The 21,225-nt window shown below is 36.6% G+C and carries 26 protein-coding genes; 15 read left to right on the top strand and 11 right to left on the bottom strand.

Translation table 11 applies throughout. The features are described 5' to 3' along the window. The first annotated feature begins 7 nt into the window (after nt 1-7). From FNW07_RS09080 to FNW07_RS09045, 8 genes are all read left to right on the top strand, one after another. The gene (locus FNW07_RS09080) at nt 8-220 is read left to right on the top strand and encodes a hypothetical protein (RefSeq protein ID WP_126742724.1); all 213 of its coding nucleotides are present in this window, start codon (nt 8-10) and stop codon (nt 218-220) included. Nucleotides 221-293: 73 nt separating this feature from the next. Further along, nucleotides 294-446 carry a lmo0937 family membrane protein gene (locus tag FNW07_RS09075; protein WP_126742725.1) on the top strand — a complete coding sequence of 51 codons (153 nt, stop codon included), beginning with the start codon at nt 294-296 and terminating at the stop codon, nt 444-446. Nucleotides 447-804: 358 nt separating this feature from the next. After that, nucleotides 805-1,272 (top strand): PA2169 family four-helix-bundle protein, encoded by a 468-nt coding sequence (locus FNW07_RS09070; RefSeq protein WP_126742726.1) that lies wholly within the window; start codon nt 805-807, stop codon nt 1,270-1,272. A 97-nt stretch (nt 1,273-1,369) separates the two neighbouring features. Then, nucleotides 1,370-2,392, top strand: coding sequence for a pesticidal protein Cry7Aa (locus FNW07_RS09065; RefSeq protein WP_126742727.1), 1,023 nt, complete (start codon nt 1,370-1,372; stop codon nt 2,390-2,392). Then, the gene (locus FNW07_RS09060) at nt 2,389-4,734 is read left to right on the top strand and encodes a glycosyltransferase (protein WP_126742728.1); all 2,346 of its coding nucleotides are present in this window, start codon (nt 2,389-2,391) and stop codon (nt 4,732-4,734) included. The genes FNW07_RS09065 and FNW07_RS09060 overlap by 4 nt, the downstream gene beginning before the upstream one ends. 151 nt (nt 4,735-4,885) lie before the next feature. Beyond that, nucleotides 4,886-5,293, top strand: a complete 408-nt coding sequence (locus FNW07_RS09055) for a hypothetical protein (RefSeq protein WP_126742729.1) — start codon at nt 4,886-4,888, stop codon at nt 5,291-5,293. A 121-nt stretch (nt 5,294-5,414) separates the two neighbouring features. Beyond that, on the top strand, nt 5,415-6,692 hold the full coding sequence (pepT, locus tag FNW07_RS09050; protein WP_126742730.1) for a peptidase T: 1,278 nt from the start codon (nt 5,415-5,417) through the stop codon (nt 6,690-6,692). A 1-nt stretch (nt 6,693) separates the two neighbouring features. Next, nucleotides 6,694-7,281: a YdeI family protein gene (locus FNW07_RS09045; RefSeq protein WP_126742731.1), complete on the top strand. Its 588-nt coding sequence runs from the start codon at nt 6,694-6,696 to the stop codon at nt 7,279-7,281. A 45-nt stretch (nt 7,282-7,326) separates the two neighbouring features. On the opposite strand, the gene yajC is transcribed toward FNW07_RS09045, so the two are convergent. The 4 genes from yajC to FNW07_RS09025 all read right to left on the bottom strand — a co-directional run bounded on the left by yajC (nt 7,327) and on the right by FNW07_RS09025 (nt 10,379). After that, nucleotides 7,327-7,599, bottom strand: a complete 273-nt coding sequence (gene yajC / locus FNW07_RS09040) for a preprotein translocase subunit YajC (protein WP_126742732.1) — start codon at nt 7,597-7,599, stop codon at nt 7,327-7,329. A gap of 21 nt (nt 7,600-7,620) precedes the next feature. Next, complete coding sequence (locus FNW07_RS09035; RefSeq protein WP_126742733.1) at nt 7,621-8,115, bottom strand: DUF1573 domain-containing protein; 495 nt, start codon at nt 8,113-8,115, stop codon at nt 7,621-7,623. Between the two features lie 19 nt (nt 8,116-8,134). Continuing rightward, a complete protein-coding gene (nusB, locus tag FNW07_RS09030) occupies nt 8,135-9,046 on the bottom strand; it encodes a transcription antitermination factor NusB (protein ID WP_126742734.1) in 912 nt (303 codons plus the stop codon). Nucleotides 9,047-9,272: 226 nt separating this feature from the next. Beyond that, nucleotides 9,273-10,379 (bottom strand): Glu/Leu/Phe/Val dehydrogenase, encoded by a 1,107-nt coding sequence (locus tag FNW07_RS09025; RefSeq protein WP_126742735.1) that lies wholly within the window; start codon nt 10,377-10,379, stop codon nt 9,273-9,275. Between the two features lie 202 nt (nt 10,380-10,581). Between FNW07_RS09025 and FNW07_RS09020 the strand changes: the two genes are divergently transcribed. Then, entirely contained in the window at nt 10,582-12,342 is a 1,761-nt protein-coding gene (locus FNW07_RS09020) for an ABC transporter ATP-binding protein (protein WP_126742736.1), read from the top strand. Nucleotides 12,343-12,413: 71 nt separating this feature from the next. Further along, the gene (locus tag FNW07_RS09015) at nt 12,414-12,791 is read left to right on the top strand and encodes a PUR family DNA/RNA-binding protein (RefSeq protein ID WP_126742737.1); all 378 of its coding nucleotides are present in this window, start codon (nt 12,414-12,416) and stop codon (nt 12,789-12,791) included. A 76-nt stretch (nt 12,792-12,867) separates the two neighbouring features. Here FNW07_RS09015 and FNW07_RS09010 read toward each other — a convergent pair whose 3' ends face one another. From FNW07_RS09010 to FNW07_RS09000, 3 genes are all read right to left on the bottom strand, one after another. Then, on the bottom strand, nt 12,868-13,194 hold the full coding sequence (locus tag FNW07_RS09010) for a four-helix bundle copper-binding protein (protein ID WP_126742738.1): 327 nt from the start codon (nt 13,192-13,194) through the stop codon (nt 12,868-12,870). Between the two features lie 43 nt (nt 13,195-13,237). Then, entirely contained in the window at nt 13,238-14,569 is a 1,332-nt protein-coding gene (locus FNW07_RS09005) for an erythromycin esterase family protein (RefSeq protein ID WP_126742739.1), read from the bottom strand. A 97-nt stretch (nt 14,570-14,666) separates the two neighbouring features. Further along, nucleotides 14,667-14,999, bottom strand: a complete 333-nt coding sequence (locus FNW07_RS09000) for a tRNA-binding protein (protein ID WP_370511505.1) — start codon at nt 14,997-14,999, stop codon at nt 14,667-14,669. 111 nt (nt 15,000-15,110) lie between these two features. Here FNW07_RS09000 and FNW07_RS08995 point away from each other — a divergent pair, with 111 nt between their 5' ends. Beyond that, the gene (locus FNW07_RS08995) at nt 15,111-15,665 is read left to right on the top strand and encodes a thioredoxin family protein (RefSeq protein ID WP_126742741.1); all 555 of its coding nucleotides are present in this window, start codon (nt 15,111-15,113) and stop codon (nt 15,663-15,665) included. A 54-nt stretch (nt 15,666-15,719) separates the two neighbouring features. Here the strand turns inward: FNW07_RS08995 and FNW07_RS08990 are convergent, their stop codons facing one another. From FNW07_RS08990 to FNW07_RS08980, 3 genes are all read right to left on the bottom strand, one after another. Continuing rightward, the gene (locus FNW07_RS08990) at nt 15,720-16,031 is read right to left on the bottom strand and encodes a PLDc N-terminal domain-containing protein (protein WP_126742742.1); all 312 of its coding nucleotides are present in this window, start codon (nt 16,029-16,031) and stop codon (nt 15,720-15,722) included. A gap of 12 nt (nt 16,032-16,043) precedes the next feature. Beyond that, a complete protein-coding gene (locus tag FNW07_RS08985; protein WP_126742743.1) occupies nt 16,044-16,337 on the bottom strand; it encodes a cytochrome c in 294 nt (97 codons plus the stop codon). Nucleotides 16,338-16,409: 72 nt separating this feature from the next. Beyond that, on the bottom strand, nt 16,410-17,342 hold the full coding sequence (locus FNW07_RS08980; protein WP_126742744.1) for a peptidylprolyl isomerase: 933 nt from the start codon (nt 17,340-17,342) through the stop codon (nt 16,410-16,412). A 242-nt stretch (nt 17,343-17,584) separates the two neighbouring features. Here FNW07_RS08980 and FNW07_RS08975 point away from each other — a divergent pair, with 242 nt between their 5' ends. Next, nucleotides 17,585-17,860 (top strand): DUF4242 domain-containing protein, encoded by a 276-nt coding sequence (locus FNW07_RS08975; protein WP_126742745.1) that lies wholly within the window; start codon nt 17,585-17,587, stop codon nt 17,858-17,860. Here the strand turns inward: FNW07_RS08975 and FNW07_RS08970 are convergent. Beyond that, a complete protein-coding gene (locus tag FNW07_RS08970) occupies nt 17,855-18,301 on the bottom strand; it encodes a GNAT family N-acetyltransferase (protein ID WP_126742746.1) in 447 nt (148 codons plus the stop codon). The genes FNW07_RS08975 and FNW07_RS08970 overlap by 6 nt on opposite strands. A 222-nt stretch (nt 18,302-18,523) precedes the next feature. Here FNW07_RS08970 and trmD point away from each other — a divergent pair, with 222 nt between their 5' ends. The 3 genes from trmD (at nt 18,524) to FNW07_RS08955 (ending at nt 21,160) form a co-directional block, all read left to right on the top strand. Further along, nucleotides 18,524-19,201 (top strand): tRNA (guanosine(37)-N1)-methyltransferase TrmD, encoded by a 678-nt coding sequence (trmD, locus tag FNW07_RS08965; RefSeq protein WP_126742747.1) that lies wholly within the window; start codon nt 18,524-18,526, stop codon nt 19,199-19,201. 159 nt (nt 19,202-19,360) lie between these two features. After that, nucleotides 19,361-19,711: a 50S ribosomal protein L19 gene (gene rplS / locus FNW07_RS08960; protein ID WP_126742748.1), complete on the top strand. Its 351-nt coding sequence runs from the start codon at nt 19,361-19,363 to the stop codon at nt 19,709-19,711. A 225-nt stretch (nt 19,712-19,936) separates the two neighbouring features. Next, entirely contained in the window at nt 19,937-21,160 is a 1,224-nt protein-coding gene (locus FNW07_RS08955) for an isocitrate dehydrogenase (NADP(+)) (protein ID WP_126742749.1), read from the top strand. The last annotated feature ends 65 nt before the right edge of the window (nt 21,161-21,225 follow it).

The following is a 21,225-nucleotide window of genomic DNA, read 5'->3' as shown; positions in this document are numbered from 1 at the left end:
ATCAAATATGAAAACAGTAGGAATAGTAGTGATTATAGTAGGCGTTATTATGATGATTTATACCGGATTCACGTATGTTACGAAAGAAAAAGTCGTAGACATTGGGCCAGTAGAAATTAACCAGGAAAAGAGCCATCCTGTGCAATGGTCTCCCATTATTGGCGGAATACTTATTGTCGGTGGCATTCTGTTAGTTGCTGCTGATAAAAAAGGGAAATAAAATCTATGAATAAGGTTGAATACGAGTAAACAGATTTATACTAATAATAAATAATCATTTAAAACCAAACAACATGAGCAATCTTCTTTACACCATCGCAGTTATTTTAATTATTTTTTGGGCAATCGGTTACTTCGCATATAGTGCCGGTGGATTGATCCATATCCTACTTGTAATAGCTGTTATCGCTATTGTTTTAAGACTTATCCAAGGAAAAAGATTATAAAAAAGAACTCTTTCTTTTGATCTTTGATCCAAAATCCATTTAAAACTGAATTAAGGCAGCTACGTGTTGCTTTAATTCAGTTCATAAAATGAGATTCACCTTAAATATTACCACCATTTTATACCGTTTTTTCGAATCCAAATACATCTGTATTAGTGGATCAAATTTATATTTACTCCATTTAACTAGTTAAAAATCAATAAGTTATTTGTAAATAAGTTTGAATTTATAAAGTATTTGCGTAAATTTGAAAAACCTCCTACGAATGAAAAATTGATTCATAGAAATCCATACAAGTACCCAAATTGCTTTATAAAATGTGAGCTTAATTAATTTTTAATATTTAAAATCAAAAAAGATGAACACAGAAAAATCCATTGACGTACTGAATTCGCTAATTGAAATCAACAATGACCGTATTAATGGTTATGAAACTGCTTCAAAAGAAGCGGAAGAAGGTGATTTGAAGGCATTGTTTTCACAATTTAAACAAACCAGTTTAAGATGCAAATCCGAACTTGTAGCAGAAGTGACAAGATTAGGAGGAAAACCAACAGAAGAAACAACAACCAGCGGTAAATTTTACAGAGTTTGGATGGATATAAAAGCTGCCGTTTTGGGCCATGACAGAAGAGCAATATTAAGTTCCTGTGAATTTGGAGAAGATGCAGCATTGGAAACCTATCACCAGGCTCTGACCGATAGCATCGAAGATCTTACAACCGAGCAGCAAACAATGGTGAAAGAACAGCATTCACTCATAAAAGCCGATCATGACAGTGTAAAAAGATTGCGTGATCAGATGCTGGAAAGCAGTAAAAAATAATGTTCGACGATCTTATAAAATATGCGGATTAAAATTCTTTTCCGCATATTTTCTTTTTATAATAAACCCTGATTTATAAGATAAGCAATCGTTTATTATGATAAAAGTTAAAAAAGAAGGAATCCTATTAGAGAAAACTGCGCTTGACTTTGAAAATGATGGTGTTCTGAATCCAGGGATAATTAAGGAAGGGAATACCGTTCATATGTTTTATAGAGCGGTAACCACAGGAAATTTTTCCACTATTGGATATTGTGAATTGGAAGGCCCGTTAAAAGTCAAAAAACGGTGGGAAATGCCTATTATTAGTGTCAGCGAATCTTATGAATCCCATGGAGTGGAAGATCCAAGAATCGTGGAAATCGATGGTACATATTATTTAACCTATGTGGCTTTTGATGGTGTAAATGCCCTTGGAGCGTTAGCGACTTCAACAGATTTAATGCATTTTGAAAAAAAAGGATTGATAGTACCGCAATTGGCTTTGGATGAATTTAAAGCGCTGGTATGTTCGTTCCCGGAATTGAATCCCAAGTATATTAGATATGCCAGACATTTTAAACAGGAAGAAAAAGTCTATATGTGGGATAAAGATGTTATTTTTTTTCCAAGAAAAATAAACGGGAAATTTCATTTGCTTCACCGCATACATCCCGGCATACAGATAGTTTCGGTAACCAATTTAGAGGATTTGACAAAAGAATTTTGGGACAATTATTTCACCGACCTACCAAAACACATAGTTCTGGATCCGATTCATGAACTTCATGAATCCAGTTATATCGGAGGTGGATGTCCCCCCATTGAAACAGAAGACGGTTGGCTTTTAATCTATCATGGGGTCCACGATACCACTCAAGGATTTGTTTACTCCGCCTGTGCCGCCTTACTGGATTTAAATGATCCTCAAAAAGAAATCGCACGACTTCCCGACGAGTTATTTAAACCGGATTTAAAGTGGGAACTGAAAGGCGTAACGGATAATGTGGTTTTCCCGACAGGAACTGCCCTATTCGATGATACTTTGTATATCTATTATGGTGCTGCCGATAAATACATTGCCTGTGCGTCAGTACAGCTTTCTGAATTATTAACTGAATTAAAACTTTATAAAAAATGATAACTGATAAAGCCCAGATAGATTCAAGAAAAAGAAATTCAGTAAATGAAAACACTCTTCCAGAAATCTTATTCATCACTTCATACCCTCCAAGAGAATGTGGTATAGCAACTTATTCTCAGGATTTGATTACGGCTTTAAATGAAAAATTTGGCCAATCAGTCAAAATCAGAATTTGCCCGCTGGAGTCGGAAAATGAAAAGCACAGTTATTCGGATGAAATCAAATATGTTCTTACAACTGATGACGCGGAATCATACACTGGATTAATCCAGAATATCAATAATAGCCCAAACATTCAACTGGTTTTGATCCAGCATGAATTCGGTTTATTTAAAAATGACGATTATTTCAACCAATTTTTATATGCATTAACAAAGCCGGTAGTAATTGTTTTTCATACGGTTTTACCACATCCGAATGAAGCATTCCAATTAAAGGTGCAGCAATTAAATGATGCAGCAGAGTCCATTATTGTTATGACACATTCATCAGCCGAAATATTAACACGGGATTATGGTGTTGCTCCCGAAAAAATAACGATTATTTCACATGGAACCCATCTTGTCAAACACATGGATAAGGATGCTCTGAAGGAAAAATACAACGTTTCAGGAAAAAAAATCCTTTCCACCTTTGGATTAATCAGTTCGGGGAAAAGCATCGAAACGAGCCTGAATGCCTTACCGGCTATTATTAAGGAGCATCCCGACATCTTATTTCTCATTATCGGAAAAACCCATCCTTCAGTGATTAAAGAACAGGGAGAACAATATCGAAAAATGTTAGAGGATAAAATTGAAGCTTTGGGGATCCAGGAATATGTTCAGTTCAAAAATTCATTTTTACCCTTACCACAATTGCTTGAATACTTACAACTGACCGATATTTATTTATTTACTTCCAAAGATCCCAATCAGGCCGTTAGCGGAACTTTTTCGTATGCTATCAGTTGTGGTTGCCCCGTGGTATGCACTCCGATTCCACATGCGGTTGAAGTCATAAAAGATAATGCCGGAATAAAAATTGATTTTGGAAATTCCAAACAACTTGCAGAAGCAGTAAATCGGTTGTTGAATGACGAACATCTGATGCAAAGCCTCAGTTCGAATAGTTTGCACCGGATGGCTTCAACTACCTGGGAAAATTCCGCTTTAGCTCATGCCTCGCTATTGGAACAAATAACCCACAATAAAATTTCATTATGTTATACCATGCCGGAGATCAAGCTCCATCACGTAAAAAATATGACAACCAATTTTGGAATCATCCAATTCTCTAAAATGAATCTGCCGGATATTGATTCCGGCTATACCTTAGATGACAATGCAAGAGCTTTGATTGCTGTGTGCATGTACTATGAAATGACGCATGACGATGAAACTTTAAGGCTCATTAATACCTATTTCAAATTCATAAAATACTGTCAGCAGCCCGAAGGCTATTTCCTCAATTACGTAAACGATGAAAAGAAGTTTACCTCTGAAAACAACTCAGCCAATCTCGCTGATGCCAACGGTCGGGCCATTTGGGCTTTGGGATTTATGATTTCGATGCAGGACATCTTGCCGGAATCATTGATTTTCGAAGCAGAGGATGTCATGCAGCATGCGTTGGTAACTATTAATAAAATCCACTCTACACGAGCGATGGGATTCATCATAAAAGGATTGTATTATCACAACCTCCACCATGAAACCGAAAAAGACATTTCCGTTATAAAAGAGCTTGCAAATCGCTTAGTCCAAATGTACAAACACGAATCTGATAAAGACTGGAATTGGTTTGAAAGTTATCTTACCTACGCCAATAGTCTTTTATCCGAAGCGATGATTTGCGCCTGGCTGGCAACCAACGAACCTATTTACAAGGAAATTGCAAAATCCTCCTTTGATTTTCTGTTATCACTGACCTATAAAAAAGATACTTTACAGGTAATTTCAAATAAAACATGGCTGCACAGAGGAGAAAATCCCATAAAGGAAACTTCTAATGCTGCTGGCGGTGAACAGCCAATAGATGTTGCATATACCATTCTTGCGCTTAGTAAATTTCATGATGTCTTTCAGGATGATGGTTATTTGAATAAAATGGAAATGTCTTTCAATTGGTTCCTGGGGAACAATCATCTGAATCAAATCATTTATAATCCGTGCACCGGAGGATGCTATGACGGACTCGAAGAAAATTATGTAAATCTTAATCAGGGAGCCGAATCCACAATTAGTTACCTAATAGCACGACTCACAGTTGAACAGGCATTAAATAAGGAACAAAAAAGTATTCCTTATTCCATCCGAAGCAAAAAAAGACATTATTTGGCGTTAAATGAATACCATTAAAGGTTTTAGCAATTGGTATATTACTCGCTGATTTTCAGTTGCTTAAATTTTTTATACGCATAATATAACTGATACTATGTTACAGTTTCCGACCTTTTTTTTGTAAATTTATATACTGAAAAAAATCTGCTTTAACATAAAAATTCAACACATGAAAAAACAAACTGGTATCTGGATTGACACCTCAAAAGCATTGATTGTGACACTTGAAGGTGGTAAAGAAAAAATAACCGAAATTGAATCTGATATTGAAAATCACATCTATCACGAAAAGGAAGGCAGCAAGGGAACATTCTCCGGAAGTCACCATGGCAGCAGCGAACATACATTTGACGAACGAAAAAAAAATCAGATGAATGTCTACCTTAAGGACGTTATAGCCCATGTAAAAGAATCAGATGAACTTTATGTATTTGGACCGGCTGAAACCAAAACAAAATTAGAGCATAAAATATATGATGAGAAATCATTTGATGCTGGAAAACTAAAATCCGTACAGACCGCATCGAGTATGACACCTAATCAAATTGTTGCAAAAGTCAAACAATTTTATAAATAGTGTCACTATTTTTTATCATTCATTACTGCTACCCTAGCCGAAACTTTCTGTTTTAGCTGGGGTAGTTTACGTTTTATTAAATAAAATGTATATTTGTGTTTCATTAAAAAAACTCACTTTTATGCAACATATTATTGACCGTTTCATCAGTTATGTAACCATTGATACGGAATCAGACCCGAACTCTACCACCACTCCCAGTACTGAGAAGCAATGGGATTTAGCCAACAAATTAGTGGACGAATTAAAAGCTATCGGGCTGAATGACGTTACCATTGATGCAAACGCCTATATCATGGCAACCTTGCCCAGTAATGTGAAACATGATGTACCAACTATTGGTTTTGTGTCTCATTTTGATACCACTCCGGATTTTACCGGTGCCAATGTAAAACCGCAAATCATAACTAATTATGATGGTGGGGATATCGTGCTTAATGCCAAAGAGAATATTGTTTTATCACCAAGTTATTTTAAAGATTTACTACAATACAAAGGTCAGACCATTATTACAACGGACGGGACAACATTGTTGGGTGCAGATGATAAAGCAGGAATAACCGAAATTGTTACCGCAATGGAATATCTGATCAACAATCCGGATATCAAACACGGAAAAATCAGAATTGGGTTTACACCGGATGAGGAAATCGGGCGAGGCGCACATAAATTTGATGTCAAGAAATTTGCAGCGGACTGGGCTTATACAATGGACGGAAGTCAGATTGGTGAATTGGAATTTGAAAACTTCAATGCAGCCGGAGCCAAAATTACTTTCAAAGGAAAAAGCGTTCATCCCGGTTATGCCAAAGGAAAAATGATTAATTCGATGTTAATTGCCAATACCTTCATCAATGAATTGCCAAAAGGCGAAATTCCGCAGGAAACCAGGGGTTATGAAGGTTTTTTCCATGTGCATCATTTAAACGGTGGAATCGAAGAAACCGTATTGGAACTTATCATTCGTGACCACAGCGCAAAACAATTCAAGAAACGTAAGGAAGTTATCCAAAGCATCGCTAAAAAAATCAACAAGAAATTCCAGAAACAATTTGGTGGTGATATCTGTGTTGCAGAAATAAAGGATCAGTATTACAATATGAAAGAAAAGGTAACTCCTGTGTTTCATATCGTGGAGATTGCTGAAAAAGCGATGATGGAATTAGGTATCAAACCTATCATTAAGCCAATTCGTGGTGGAACTGATGGCTGTCAGTTATCGTACATGGGATTGCCGTGCCCGAATATTTTTGCAGGAGGACATAACTTTCACGGAAAATACGAATACATCCCGGCTGAAAGCATGCAAAAAGCAGTGGAAGTCATTGTGAAAATTGCAGAATTAACTGCTTCAACTGATTTTGCCCAAGAAAAGGAAAAATCTAAAAAGACAAAGTAAATTGGAATCCGGGAAAGACAAACCATCTAATTGGAATAAAGGAAATCTGTGGCCTGAAGAGCTCGACATATTGCACTCCGTAATCGCTAAAACAGAACTCATTGAAACTGTCAAGTGGGGCGGACCTATTTTTACCGCTCATGGAAAGAATGTTTTGGGAGTTGGAGGTTTCAAAAATTTTTTTACAATTTGGTTTTTTAATGGTGTTTTCCTGAAAGACGAACAGAACGTACTGGTTACTGCCCAGGAAGGGATTACCAAATCATTGCGGCAATGGCGTTTTTATTCCAAAGAGGAAATTAATGAGCCTTTAATTTTATCATATATTAAAGAAGCCATAGAAAATGAAAAAGCCGGTAAAATAATTAAACCGACAAAAAAAGAAGAAATTGTTTCGGAACTTTTTCAAAAGGAATTGGATATAGATAAAGCCTTGTCGGAGGCATTTCATAAATTTTCCCTATACAAACAGCGGGAATTTTTAGAGCACATTGAAAGTGCCAAACGCGAAGAAACCAAGTTAGCACGAATAGAAAAACTCAAACCATTGATTCTTGATAATATTGGTTTGAATGACAAATACAGATAAAAAAAAGTCCCGAAAATTTCGGGACTTTTTTTATGTATCAAATACTTATTTTTTAGCTGGTGCAGCGCTCATTTCCATTGAAATTGAAGAACGCTCCATTTTTAATTTACCTGACATTGTTTCGATAACAATTGTCGTTTCTGCTAATTCGGAAATTTTACCGTGAATCCCGCTTTTAGTAACGATTTTATCCCCTACTTTAAGCTCACTTTCGAATTGTTTTTCATTTTTGGCTCGTTTTTGTTGCGGTTTGATCATAAAAAAATAAATCACCACAAACATTAAAATAAAAGGGGCAAACTGCTGTAATTGTTCCATAATTGTCTTCTTGTCTAAAATTTATTTTTTTTCGTTTATTGATGCTTTAATTGTCAATGATTCGGTTCCTTTTTCGGTATTGGTAATAATGGTAACGGTTTTTTGTTGCTGTCCGTGTTTACCCGCAGAATTGAAAGAAACTTTCATTTTAGCTGACTCCCCTGGTTTAATAGCTTCTTTTGGATATTCCGGAATTGTACAACCACAAGAACCTACGGCTCTGGTGATAATCAAATCCGCTTCACCTGTGTTTTTAAAATTGAATGAATACTCAACTTTATCACCACTATTAATCATTCCGAAATCATGCTCCGTTTTATCAAATGTCATTACCGGATATTTCCCGTCAACCGCAGCTACTTTTCTGGTAGGCTCATAATTTTCAGTCGAATCCATTTTCTGAGGCGTCGGATTCATGATTTTATCCTGCTCTTCTTTACTCTGTTCCTTTTTTTGACATGAAACAGTCAATACTAATGATGCAATAACTAATAAACAAACAACTTTTTTAATCATAATTGTATAAATTTAAGTTCTACATTAAACCTCTTCCGGTCTTATTTAATTTTTTATTGATCTCAAATTCCTTCACAAGATTATCCAGAATTCCGTTGATAAAAATACTACTTTTTGGAGTAGAATATTCTTTCGCAAGTTCTAAATATTCATTGATGGTGACTTTTACGGGAATGGATGGGAATTTCAAAAATTCGCAAATAGCCATCTTTAAAATGATGGTATCTATTTCGGCAATACGTTCCGTGTCCCAATTCGGTGTTTTATCGATATATTCTTTGGCCAATTCCGTTTCATTCAAAACGGTTTTTCGGAACAGATTCGACACGAATTCTTTGTCTTCCTGGTCTTTGTATAATTTCGGCACTTTGAAAGACTCATCATTAGCCGATTTCAATTGCTTCAACTGCTTGACGATTTGGGTATTTACTACCGGAATATCATCAACCCACGTAAGCTTGTTGTCTTCTAAATATTCATACAGTTTTTCATTAGGCGCAATCACTTCCATGAAGATATCGACAACAAATTGTTGATCTTCCGCAAAAGCGTTGGTCGAGTTACTCATGTAATTCTCATACAATTCGCTTTTTTTGATTTCATCCAAAAGAATTAAAATATAATCATCATTCAATGACCAGTTATTAATTTTCCGGTTTTCCAAAGCAATGCTTAACGAATTATTTTCAGTAAGAAGCTTGAAAATACTGTTGTTGACAAACTTTTTGTTGGGATTGCGTTCTTCTGCAGTTGCAAGATGTTTCTGGCTTGATTTCTCAATATATACTTCTTCTTTTTTACTGATTTCGATTAGCGAAGAAAGCATGATAAGGTATAAATCTAATATATTATCGATACTGTAAAGCAGGAATTTTTCTTCTTTTTCCAAACTATCAGATCCATTTTGATGCATCGCGTAGATCGATTGCATTACTTTAACACGTATATGTCTTCTGTTTAACACCTTGTAAGAACTTTTAAAAATTAAGAGAGCGAAAGAAAATCTTTCGCTCTGCAAAAATAGTAATAATATTGAAACCCACATCAAAAAATGTCCCTTCTGATGAAATAAAAGTGGGTTCGCTTGGCCTGCTCGCTATAGCTATAGCTCGGGTCTGATAACGAAATTTAAATAATTTTTCGGAAGAAAATGCTCCTTATTTGGCCGCGTTTTCTTTTTTTCTTTGATCGATTCTGCTCTGAGCAACTGACATTGCTGCCTGCTGAGTAGTGATTTTATTAGTATCGGCAAAGTTGAAAATTTCTAATGTCGTGTTGTAGATATTTTCGGTTCTTTTCATTGCCTCCGCACTGTCATAACCTACAATCTCTGCATAAACATTTATAATTCCACCAGCATTAATCAAGAAATCCGGCGCATAAGCAATACCTCTTTCTTTCAAAATCTGACCGTGAATTATATCGTTTGCCAATTGGTTATTTGCCGCTCCGGCGATAACTTTAGCTCGAATTTTATTTACTGTATCATCATTAATAGTAGCTCCGAGCGCACATGGAGAATAAATATCCACATCCGCAGTATATAAATCTTCACCTGTAAAAATAGAAGCACCATATTTAGCTCCAACTTCTTCCAATCGTGCCTGATTGATATCGGCAATCTGAACAAGAGCACCTTCTTTCACTAAATATTCCACTAAAGTTTCCCCTACGTGACCAATTCCCTGAACCAATACTTTTTTACCGGCTAAATTATCTGTTCCGAATTTATATTTCGCAGCAGCTTTCATTCCCATATAAACTCCATAAGCAGTAACAGGAGAAGGATTTCCGGATCCGCCGATGCTTTCAGAAATTCCTGTAACATGTTTGGTTACCTGACGGATTAAATCCATGTCAGCAGTAGTGGTTCCTACATCTTCAGCAGTGATATATCTTCCGCTAAGCGAATTAACATATTCTCCAAATTTAGTAATCATTTCTGGAGTTTTGTCAGTTTTAGAATCCCCGATGATAACCGCTTTTCCCCCACCAAGGTTTAATCCTGTGATAGCAGATTTATATGTCATTCCGCGAGAAAGTCTTAAAACGTCATTCAATGCTTCCCATTCGTTAGCATATTTCCACATTCTTGTACCACCTAAAGCAGGTCCTAAAGTTGTGTTATGAATCCCTATTATTGCTTTTAAACCAGTATCTTTGTCATTGCAAAAAACGATTTGTTCATGATTATCAAAAGATAATTGACCAAAAACCGGGTCAACTTTATGAAGTTCTTTTGCATTGATGATTTCTGTAGTCATAATTTATAATTTTAAATATTTGATTTGCGACTTTATCAAAAAGACAATGCAAATTTATGATTTAAATCAAATCATCACGTTTTTTTTACCTCAAATTATTGAATTGTTAATAAAATTGGAGATAATCGAATATTCATTAAAAACATATTTTTAAATAAATTAACATATTAATTATAATTTAAATACCAACTATCATAATAATATGAAAGAATTACAATATTTAAATAAATATTTCATAAAATACAAATACAGTTTCCTGATAGGTATTTTCATCACAATAATTGCACAAATCTTCTCTTTGTTTACTCCAAAGCTGATAAATAAGTCATTTACTGCTATTGAAATCTATTTTAAAAGTGGCTCTGCCGACATTTCAATGGTTCGCAATGATTTGATACACAACATCTTGTTGATTATTGCCACGACGTTGATTTCGGGTTTTCTTACTTTTTGGACAAGACAGTCATTAATTGTAATGTCTCGTCATATTGAATTCGATTTGAAAAATGAAGTTTTCCGCCAATACGAAGTCCTTACGCAAAGTTTTTATAAAAAGAACCGCACCGGCGATCTTATGAACCGTATCAGTGAAGATGTTGGTAAAGTCCGCATGTATGTTGGCCCGGCGGTGATGTACTCCATTATGACTATAATTCGTTTTATTGTGGTAATCATCTTTATGTGGAATGTATCACCGAAATTGACATTTTATACATTACTGCCTTTGCCCCTTCTCTCTTTTGTCATTTTTAAATTGAGCACCGAAATTAATAAACGAAGTACCGTTTTTCAGCAATATTTATCTAAAGTTTCGAGCTTTACACAAGAAGTCTTTTCAGGAATCAGGGTAATCAAAGCCTATTCACTTGAAAGCCAACAACAAAACAACCTGGTCAATTTATCCATTGAAAGTAAGGTAAAAAGCATGAGCCTTGCTAAAGTACAGTCGTTATTCGGCCCGTTAATGCTTGCCCTGATTGGAGTGAGCAACTTAGTTGTGATTTATTTTGGAGGAATGATGTATATCGACGGAACAATAACCAGTATCGGGACGATTGCCGAGTTCATCCTCTATGTTAACATGCTTACATGGCCAGTTGCCTCACTGGGCTGGGTTTCATCGATGGTTCAGGAAGCGGAAGCCTCCCAAAAACGTATTAACGAGTTCCTTAAAATTGAACCGGAAATCAAAAATACCGCAAAGGAGCACACCATCATTAATGGATCAATTGAATTCAAAAATGTGAATTTTACCTATCAGGATACTAATATCGAGGCCTTAAAGGATATTTCATTTACCGTAATCAAAGGCCAGACTTTAGCCATTTTAGGAAAAATAGGTTCTGGAAAATCTACTATTATTTCATTACTCAGTCGGTTGTATGATGTCACGAATGGCGGAATACTTATTGACGGGAAAAACATTCATGATGTGAACTTATTTGATTTGAGAAACAGCATCGGTGTAGTTCCGCAGGATGCATTCCTATTCTCGGATTCCATAAAAAACAACATCAGATTTGGGAAAGAAAACGCCACCGAAGAAGAAGTGATTGAAGCAGCCAAAAAAGCCGTCGTTCACGATAATATCATCCATTTTAACAAACAATACGAAACCGTTCTGGGCGAACGTGGTATTACGCTTTCGGGTGGTCAGAAGCAACGTGTTTCGATTGCTCGGGCGATTATCAAAGACCCGGAAATTCTACTTTTAGATGATTGCCTGTCCGCGGTCGATACGGAAACCGAAGAAGCCATTTTAAATAATTTATTGGAATTCTGTAAAAACAAAACCACCATTATAGTCACCCACAGGGTCTCCTCAGCTAAAAATGCCGATAAAATCATCATTCTGGATCAAGGAAGAATTATACAACAAGGTTCTCATAATCAATTGGTAACCGAAGATGGGTATTATAAAGAACTTTATTTAAAACAACTTTCGGAAAAAGAATTAAGTTAATTGTTTGTTTTGTAATACAATTTTTATCATTTTTGAAATGGAATTAACACAACAAAATTGATAGAACGATTATGAGAGAAAATGATATGTTAGAAAAAGAGGAAATTTTTTCTAAGGTTTTAAGAGCAGGAAGGAGAACTTATTTCTTCGATGTACGAGCGACAAAAGCAGATGATTACTACATTACCATTACAGAAAGTAAAAAATTTACCGAAGAAGATGGTTCATTTCATTTCAAAAAACACAAAATTTATTTATACAAAGAGGATTTTTCCGCTTTTGCAGAAATCTTAGAGGAAATGACCTCTTACGTCCTGAACCACAAAGGTGAAGAAGTAATTTCTGAAAGACACCAAAAGGATTTCAAAAAAGAATATGCTTCTGAAAAAACAGAAGAAGATATGCCGAAAATATCCACTTTTACCGATATCAGTTTTGATGATATTTAATATCGTTTAGACAAAAACGTAAAGCCTGAAGGTCTATAAGATTTCAGGCTTTTTTATTGGTATCAAAAGATTCTAATTAATGTGCCATTTCTTGCTCGTGACACATCGCTGCACATTTACGGCACGCTTCGGCGCATTTTCTGCAATGTTCCATGTGTCCGTGTTTGTCGCATTCGGCGGCACATCTTTCACACATTTCTCCACATAATTTCAAAAAGATATCCGCATTCTCGGAATTTCGTTCCAATAATTGCGCGGTAACCCGACAAATATCAGCGCAATCCTGGTCATTCATCATGCAGTGACTCATATCATTTTCTTTTTCCAAATGACAGGCATCATAGCAGTGTGTACATTGCGCAGCACAAAAATGCAATACTTCAATTATTTTTTGCTTTTCCATTTTACAAATATTTAAGTTTATAATCCATTCTTTTTATTAAGTCCTAAATTCCAAAAGGAAACGTTTCCGGCATTTTGTGTCCATCAGGTTTTATCTGAATTGGATGTAGTGCCGTTGTATCATCGAGATAAATAAACGCGTTATACCGATACGGCATTTTACTTGGGACATAATTTCCATATTTCTCGTATTTAGGACGATACACAACACCAATAGCGCGGTGGTCAAATTCCTTTTTTCCAATACTTTCTTTCATGAAATCATTCATAAAAACAATCCGGTCTTTCGCATCCAGTTTATGCAGTTCATATTCCCAACTGTGTTTTACAGCTTCGGGGATTTGCATGACTTGCATCACATCACCCCATTCCCGACCTGCAATGACGGTACCTTTATACGATCCGAAACCAACCGCAAACACTTCTTCCGATGAATGACATTCATTTAGTAGCTGACCTACATTTATACTTCCTTCATCAGCCATAGGAGTGGCTCGCGCATCACCAATATGTGTGTTGTGTTCCCAGATAATTGATTTGGCATTATCGCCATGGAATTTCATCAGATTATCTAACGTATCCACCATGTGGGTGTCCCGGATATTCCATGATTTTGGACCGGATCTTATCATCGCCCGATAATAGCGTTCGGCATTGACAATCACCTGAGCGTTCTGTTCTACATTCATCGCCGTTTCCGCATCTGAATCATAAGTTGGGATAGTCATTCTGATTTTTGTCAACAATTCTATAACGTCCTTTTCACAACTGACAGATACCAGACGAGTGGCATGGGCATAACCCTGACTGTCATCATTGTAGGGCTCAAAACACTCTAAAGCTTTCAGGGCAAATTGCTTAGCTGAAGGGTCATTCTCATCGAGATATTTAATGACCATATCCAAAGATTCCCAAAGACTATACACATCCAGACCATAAAATCCAATTTTGGATTTTTTGCCCACATTTTCATTGTGCTCCCGAAGCCATTCTATTAATGCTACGGTTTCCCAATTGGCCCACATCCAGGTCGGCCAACGATTGAAAGACTGAACAACTTCCAAAGCGCTAGTTCCGGAATCATTGTAATGTTTAATATATCGGTTCAAGCGATAACAATCCGGCCAGTCACCTTCCACCGCAATAAATGAAAATCCTTTCTGTGTAATCAGTTTTTTACTGATTTTTGTCCGCCAAGTGTAGTATTCATGTGTGCCGTGGGTGGCTTCTCCCAACAATACATATTTTGCATTCCCAATTGCTTCTACCAGTTTATCGAGATCGTGTTCGTTATTCAACTCGATAGAATTTTCCAGAATCAACTGACGGACATCAATGGTTTCGTCCCTATTAAAATTTAAATAAGACGCTTTCATCTGAATTATTTAAAATTAGCTAATTAAAGTACTCTTGCAAATTTACGATATTTAACCAACTGATAATAAGCTATTAACATTAATATAATTTGAAAAACTATGCGATTCGCTGGCCATTTTCCACCTTAAAGTCAGGCTGTAAAAGGACAATATCGTTAGCATCTCCCATTGCACCTAAAACCAGGCATTCACTCATGAATTTGCCAATTTGTTTTTTGGGAAAATTTACTACGGCAATAATCTGACGGTCCTTTAAATCTTCTTTTGAATAGCGGTTGGTGATTTGTGCAGATGATTTCAGTATCCCGATATTAATTCCAAAATCAATGGTGAGTTGGTATGCCGGTTTTCTGGCTTCTGGAAAATCAGTCACTTCGATAATAGTCCCAACACGCATTTCCACATTTTCAAAATCTTCAAATGTCATCATCATGTATTTAATTTTAAAGTTTTATGGCTTACTAAATTACGAATTAGTTCCATTTTGTGGAGTTTTTCCTTAACTTTAACCTGCATTTAATTAATTTAAAAAAACAAAAAAATGGCACAAACCCCATCCACCATGGTAGCTTTAGGAACTGTCGCTCCCGAATTTAATCTGAAAGACACCATTTCGGGCGATTGGTTTTCTTTTTCCAATTTGAAAGGCGAAAAAGGGACTGTCGTAATGTTTATTTGCAATCATTGTCCGTTTGTGCATCATGTTCTCGAAGAAATTCTGATGATAGCCAATGATTATCGGGTACAGGGAATTGGATTCATCGCCATTTCCAGTAATGATGCTGTAAAATATCCTCAAGATGGGCCGCAATTGATGGCCGAATTTGCTTTTGAAAACGATTTCAGGTTTCCGTATTTTTATGATGAATCGCAGGAAACCGCAAAAGCTTACGATGCTGCCTGTACGCCCGATTTCTTTTTATTTGACAATCAGGATCGGTTGGTTTATCGCGGACAATTGGATGATAGCCGGCCAGGTAATGGAATCCCATTGAGCGGCAGTGATTTGCGAGGTGCCATTGATGGCGTCATTTACAACAGATTAATTTATCCGAAGCAAAAACCAAGCATTGGCTGTAATATTAAATGGAAGTAAATTTTAATAAAAAAGCACTCTGATGAGTGCTTTTTTATTATGTTTTATCTGAGTTTAGGAAATTTCTTTTGGCTTTTGCTCAACCACTGTTTTTCTACCGGACAGTAAATAAATTAGGCCTGCCACCGTTGACATAACGAGAAACCCCATAACCCACAATATTTTTTCACCGGTATCGATACGCTTTGATGTAACAATTTCTGCAATAGCCAAAACCATAAATAGTAGACTGGAAAGCAATCCGACTTCTAATAATGATAAATAAGGAGCATCCCAATGATTGATTTTGAAAATAACACCTGTCAATATTAGGATTAGGGACAGAATATAACACCCAATGAGTATCGTTTTTTTATTAATTTTCATTTTAAAAATGTATTATAAAGCATACGTTACATAGTTGTAAATACTGGCCGTTTGAACATCATCAATTTTAGATTTTTTCTGCATTCTAGTAACAATCGGTTTCCATTCCTCCTTGGTATGACTTGAGGGTTCAAATAATTTATGGCATCGGGCACAATTACTTTCGTAGAGGCTTTTCCCCTGAGCCAATTCTTCACTAAGAGCAACGTCTTTAACAGGTGCAGGAGTTGTTTGCACTACCGCCTTCGGAGCACAGGAATAAATTATTGCCCCTAATGCCAGCGTACCGATTATTTTTGTTTTCATATTGTAGGATTTAAAAAGTAAATATAAAAAAAGCTCCCAAAACGAGAGCTATTTTATTAGGTTGACGAGAAATTATTTCACATCCATCAATTCAACATCAAAAATCAACGTAGCGTTCGGGGGAATTGCTCCGCCAGCACCGCGAGATCCGTAACCTAAATGTGCCGGAATAACGAAACGTGCTTTGTCACCTACTTGCAACAGAGCGATACCTTCGTCCCAACCTTCGATTACATTTCCTTGTCCTAATGGAAATTCGATTGGTTTTTTTCTTGGATATGAACTGTCGAAAACTTTTCCGTCTTCTAATTGTCCAGTATAATGAACCGAAACTGTTTTACCGTTTTGTGCTTTTTTACCATTCCCTCTTTGGATGAATTGGTAACGCAAACCGCTATCCGTTTTTTCGAAACCGGCAGCCAATTTTTCCATTTTAGCTTCCGCTTCCGCTATTAACGAAGCATCACGTTTATTACGTTCTCCTTTAAAGCTGATGAATGCCTCAATTGCATTCCAATTTTTGGCTTCGTCTCCTACCCTTACGATTTCAAGATTTTCCAAAACATCACCTTGCTCTATAGCGTCAACAATTTCCTGGCCTTCCACCACATGTCCGAAAACAGTATGTTTGTTATCCAACCAATCCGTTGATACGTGTGTAATGTAAAATTGAGAACCATTTGTATTTGGACCTGAATTAGCCATGGCTAAAACTCCCGGTTTATCATGTTTCAAAGTTGGGTGAAATTCATCATCAAATTTGTAACCCGGATCTCCCGTTCCTGTTCCTTGTGGGCAACCGCCCTGGATCATAAAATTAGGAATCACCCTGTGGAATTTCAAACCGTCATAGAATTTTACTCCTTGTGGTTTTATTTTGTTTTCCAAATTACCTTCTGCCAGAGCTACGAAGTTCCCAACAGTTCCCGGCGTTAAATCGTGAGCCAGTTTTACTAAAATTGCCCCTTTTGTGGTATTAAATTTAGCGTATATTCCGTTTTCCATGATTGTTTGTTTTTATAAAAGGCAAATTTACGAATTAAATTATAGAATGGCCCAATGTGTAAATTATAAAATTGACAATGCAGAGCAACTTTACTATTGATTAAATCAGTACCTAAAGATTCCGATTAACCGAATTTTTTTTAATTATGGCTCAAGGTATTAAGTGTTAAATATTTAAAACCGTTTTATTTTTACCCATTTTATTTTTGTAAATTTAAAGTACAAATTCAAATTTTAAAACCATGCCACAATACGTAATAGAACGGGAACTTCCCGGCGCCGGTAAATTAACACCGGAGCAGCTAAAAGAAATAGCACAGAAATCCTGTGGAGTATTAAAAAATATGGGGCCTGCAATAGAATGGGTCCACAGTTATGTTGCAACTGACAAGATTTATTGTATTTACAATGCGGCCAATGAAGACATGGTTCGCGAACACGCAAAAGAAGGAGGATTTCCCGCAAACGTTGTCACAGAAGTTTCAGCGGTTATTGATCCTGCCACCGCAGAATTATAACTCTTTTCTGAAGCAAACACTATTTTCCACTTCGGCGTAGTTGCCGTAGTTTGGGATAATGGCATAGTTATTCTTTCTATAGAGTTCAATGGCCTCGGGTTGGTTGTGACCGGTTTCCAATATACAGGTATGAAAATGAAGTTCTGTAGTCCAATTTTCCAATTCCTTCAGGATTATGGATTCGATGCCTTTTCCGCGTTGAGCGCGAACCACAAACATTCTTTTCACTTCCATCGTATCGTCGGAGAACTGTCTGATGGCGCCACAGCCTACCGCTTCATTTTGGTCATAAGCAACTACAGCATATTTTATCGTGTCGATAGTATTGAATTGGGCATAAAAATCATGGGCATCCCCATCACGGATTTTTAAATCCACATCCAATTGCTTTACCAGTTGTTGAAAATCAAGGTCTTCCGAATTTGTTCTTTTGATTATCATTCTTCTTTGTAATAGTTAGATATGCTAATATTGAAAAATGGTAATATCTTCAATATGGTATTCAAATTGAATGCGATTTCCCTAGCCCCGATTGCAACGGCATCCTTTTGCTGCTTTCTTTAAGCAGGAAAAGATAGAGTGGAAAGCGGGAAACGGCTCCTGAACATAAATATACCTGAAACTTTGTACCTTTGCCGCTCAGATAAACTTAGAAATAAAATTATGCGCATTGATATTGTTACCGTTTTGCCCGAATTACTGCGAAGCCCATTTGAAGCTTCGATTATGAAACGGGCGATTGACAAAGGGATTGTGGAGGTTCACTTTCACAATCTTCGGGATTATACGACCAACAGACAAAAAAGTGTCGATGATTATCCGTTTGGCGGTGGTGCCGGAATGGTGATGACGGTGCAGCCGATTGATGCCTGTATCACGCATCTGAAGAGTGAAAGGGAATACGACGAAATCATCTATATGACTCCGGACGGCGAAACCCTGAACCAGAAAATGGCCAATACGATGTCGATGTACGAGAATATCATTATTCTTTGCGGACATTATAAAGGTGTAGACCAACGGGTGCGCGATCATTTTATCACGAAAGAGATTTCGATTGGTGATTATGTTTTATCCGGCGGCGAATTGGGTGCTTTGGTGTTATCCGATGCATTGATCCGTTTGATTCCGGGAGTTTTGAGTGATGAGACTTCGGCACTGACCGATAGTTTTCAGGACAATTTACTTTCGCCTCCTATTTATACACGACCTGCCGATTACAAAGGCTGGAAAGTTCCGGAGGTATTGACCAGCGGCCATTTTGCCAAAATAGACAAATGGCGTGAAGACATGGCCTACGAACATACGAAGAACAGAAGACCTGATTTATTGGAGGAATAAAATTAGTTTTAAGTTGGAATTACAAGTTTCGATAAACTTTAAACAAGAAAAATTTTAAACTTTAAACATTTTTTCTATCTTTGCACCCTAATTTGGACCAACCTCTGGCGAAATCCGCGTATGTTGCTCTAATTCAAAACCATAATTAAAAAAATTATCATGGCAGATTTAATGAAATTCGTTCAGGACGAATTCGTAACAAGAAAAGATTTCCCTGTATTCGGAGCTGGTGATACTATCACTGTATTCTACGAAATTAAAGAGGGTGAAAAAACTAGAACTCAGTTTTTCAAAGGTGTAGTTATCCAAAGAAGAGGTTCTGCAAATACTGAAACTTTTACTATCCGTAAAATGTCAGGTGCTGTAGGAGTTGAACGTATCTTCCCGGTAAACTTGCCTGCTTTGCAAAAAATTGAAATCAACAAAAAAGGTGCAGTTCGTAGAGCTAGAATTTTCTACTTCAGAGAACTTACTGGTAAGAAAGCAAAAATTAGAGATAAAAGAAGATAGTCTACTATCCCTTTATTATAAAAGTCCTGACATTGTCGGGACTTTTTTTTTGATAAATATTAATTCCGAAAATTACCACATTCGGAATTAAGTACTCGAAAAATATCAATTCATTAAAAGATTGTTTGCAATCAAAACTAAATTAGATAACATTTACTAATGAACTTTGATTTTTTTATATTTGCGAACAAGATTGCAAATTCAACAAAATAACACACCAATAGTATGACAAAAATTAAAGTAGCTAATCCGGTTGTAGAACTGGATGGTGATGAAATGACAAGAATTATCTGGGCCTTCATTAAAGACAAATTAATTCTTCCTTATCTTGAATTGGATATTAAATATTATGATTTAGGCATTGAAAGCAGAGAAGCGACCAAAGACCAAATCACTGTTGATTCGGCTGAAGCCATCAAAAAATACAATGTGGGTATCAAATGTGCCACCATTACTCCTGATGAAGACCGTGTAAAAGAATTCAATCTTTCTAAAATGTGGAAATCACCAAACGGAACGATTCGTAATATCGTTGGTGGAACCGTTTTCAGAGAGCCAATTATCATGAGCAACGTACCGCGTTATGTTCAGGGCTGGACTAAACCAATCGTTATTGGTCGTCACGCTTTTGGAGATCAATACAAAGCAACGGATACCGTGATTAAAGGAAAAGGAAAATTAACCATGACTTTTGTTCCTGAAGAAGGTGAAACACAAACTTGGGAAGTGTATGATTATGAAGGAGATGGCGTTGCAATGGCAATGTACAACACAGATGAAAGCATCTACGGTTTTGCACATTCATCATTCCAAATGGCTTTGACAAAAAAATGGCCTTTATACCTTTCTACAAAAAACACGATTTTGAAAGCCTATGATGGTCGTTTCAAAGATATTTTTGAGGAAGTTTACCAAAAGGATTACAGAGCAAAATTTGAAACTTTAAAAATTACATACGAACACAGACTAATCGACGACATGGTTGCTTCGGCAATGAAATGGAGCGGTGGTTTTGTTTGGGCTTGTAAGAACTACGATGGGGATGTACAATCGGATACCGTAGCGCAAGGATTTGGTTCTTTGGGGTTAATGACTTCGGTTTTGGTTACTCCTGACGGAAAAACGGTTGAAGCAGAAGCGGCCCACGGTACAGTAACCAGACACTTCAGACAACACCAACAAGGAAAGGCAACTTCAACCAACCCTATCGCGTCAATTTTTGCGTGGACCAGAGGATTGGAACACAGAGGTAAATTGGACGGTAATAAGGAATTAATTGATTTCTGTTTAACCTTGGAACAAGTATGTATCGATACGGTTGAAAGCGGAAAAATGACGAAAGATTTAGCGATGTTGGTAAAACCGGAAGGTCTTACAAGCGCCGATTATCTGACTACAGAAGATTTCTTAGCTGCAATTAAAGTAAACCTTGACGCTAAATTAGCATAAGCTTTTTCAATATCTACATTAAAGACGGCTGGAAACAGTCGTCTTTTTTATTTTAAAAATGCTTA

It is taken from the genome of Flavobacterium sp. GT3R68, assembly GCF_007109225.1.
In the GTDB taxonomy this organism is placed as follows: domain Bacteria; phylum Bacteroidota; class Bacteroidia; order Flavobacteriales; family Flavobacteriaceae; genus Flavobacterium.
The sequence above is the reverse complement of the archived record's forward strand: the minus strand, read 5'-3'. Positions and strand labels throughout refer to the sequence as shown.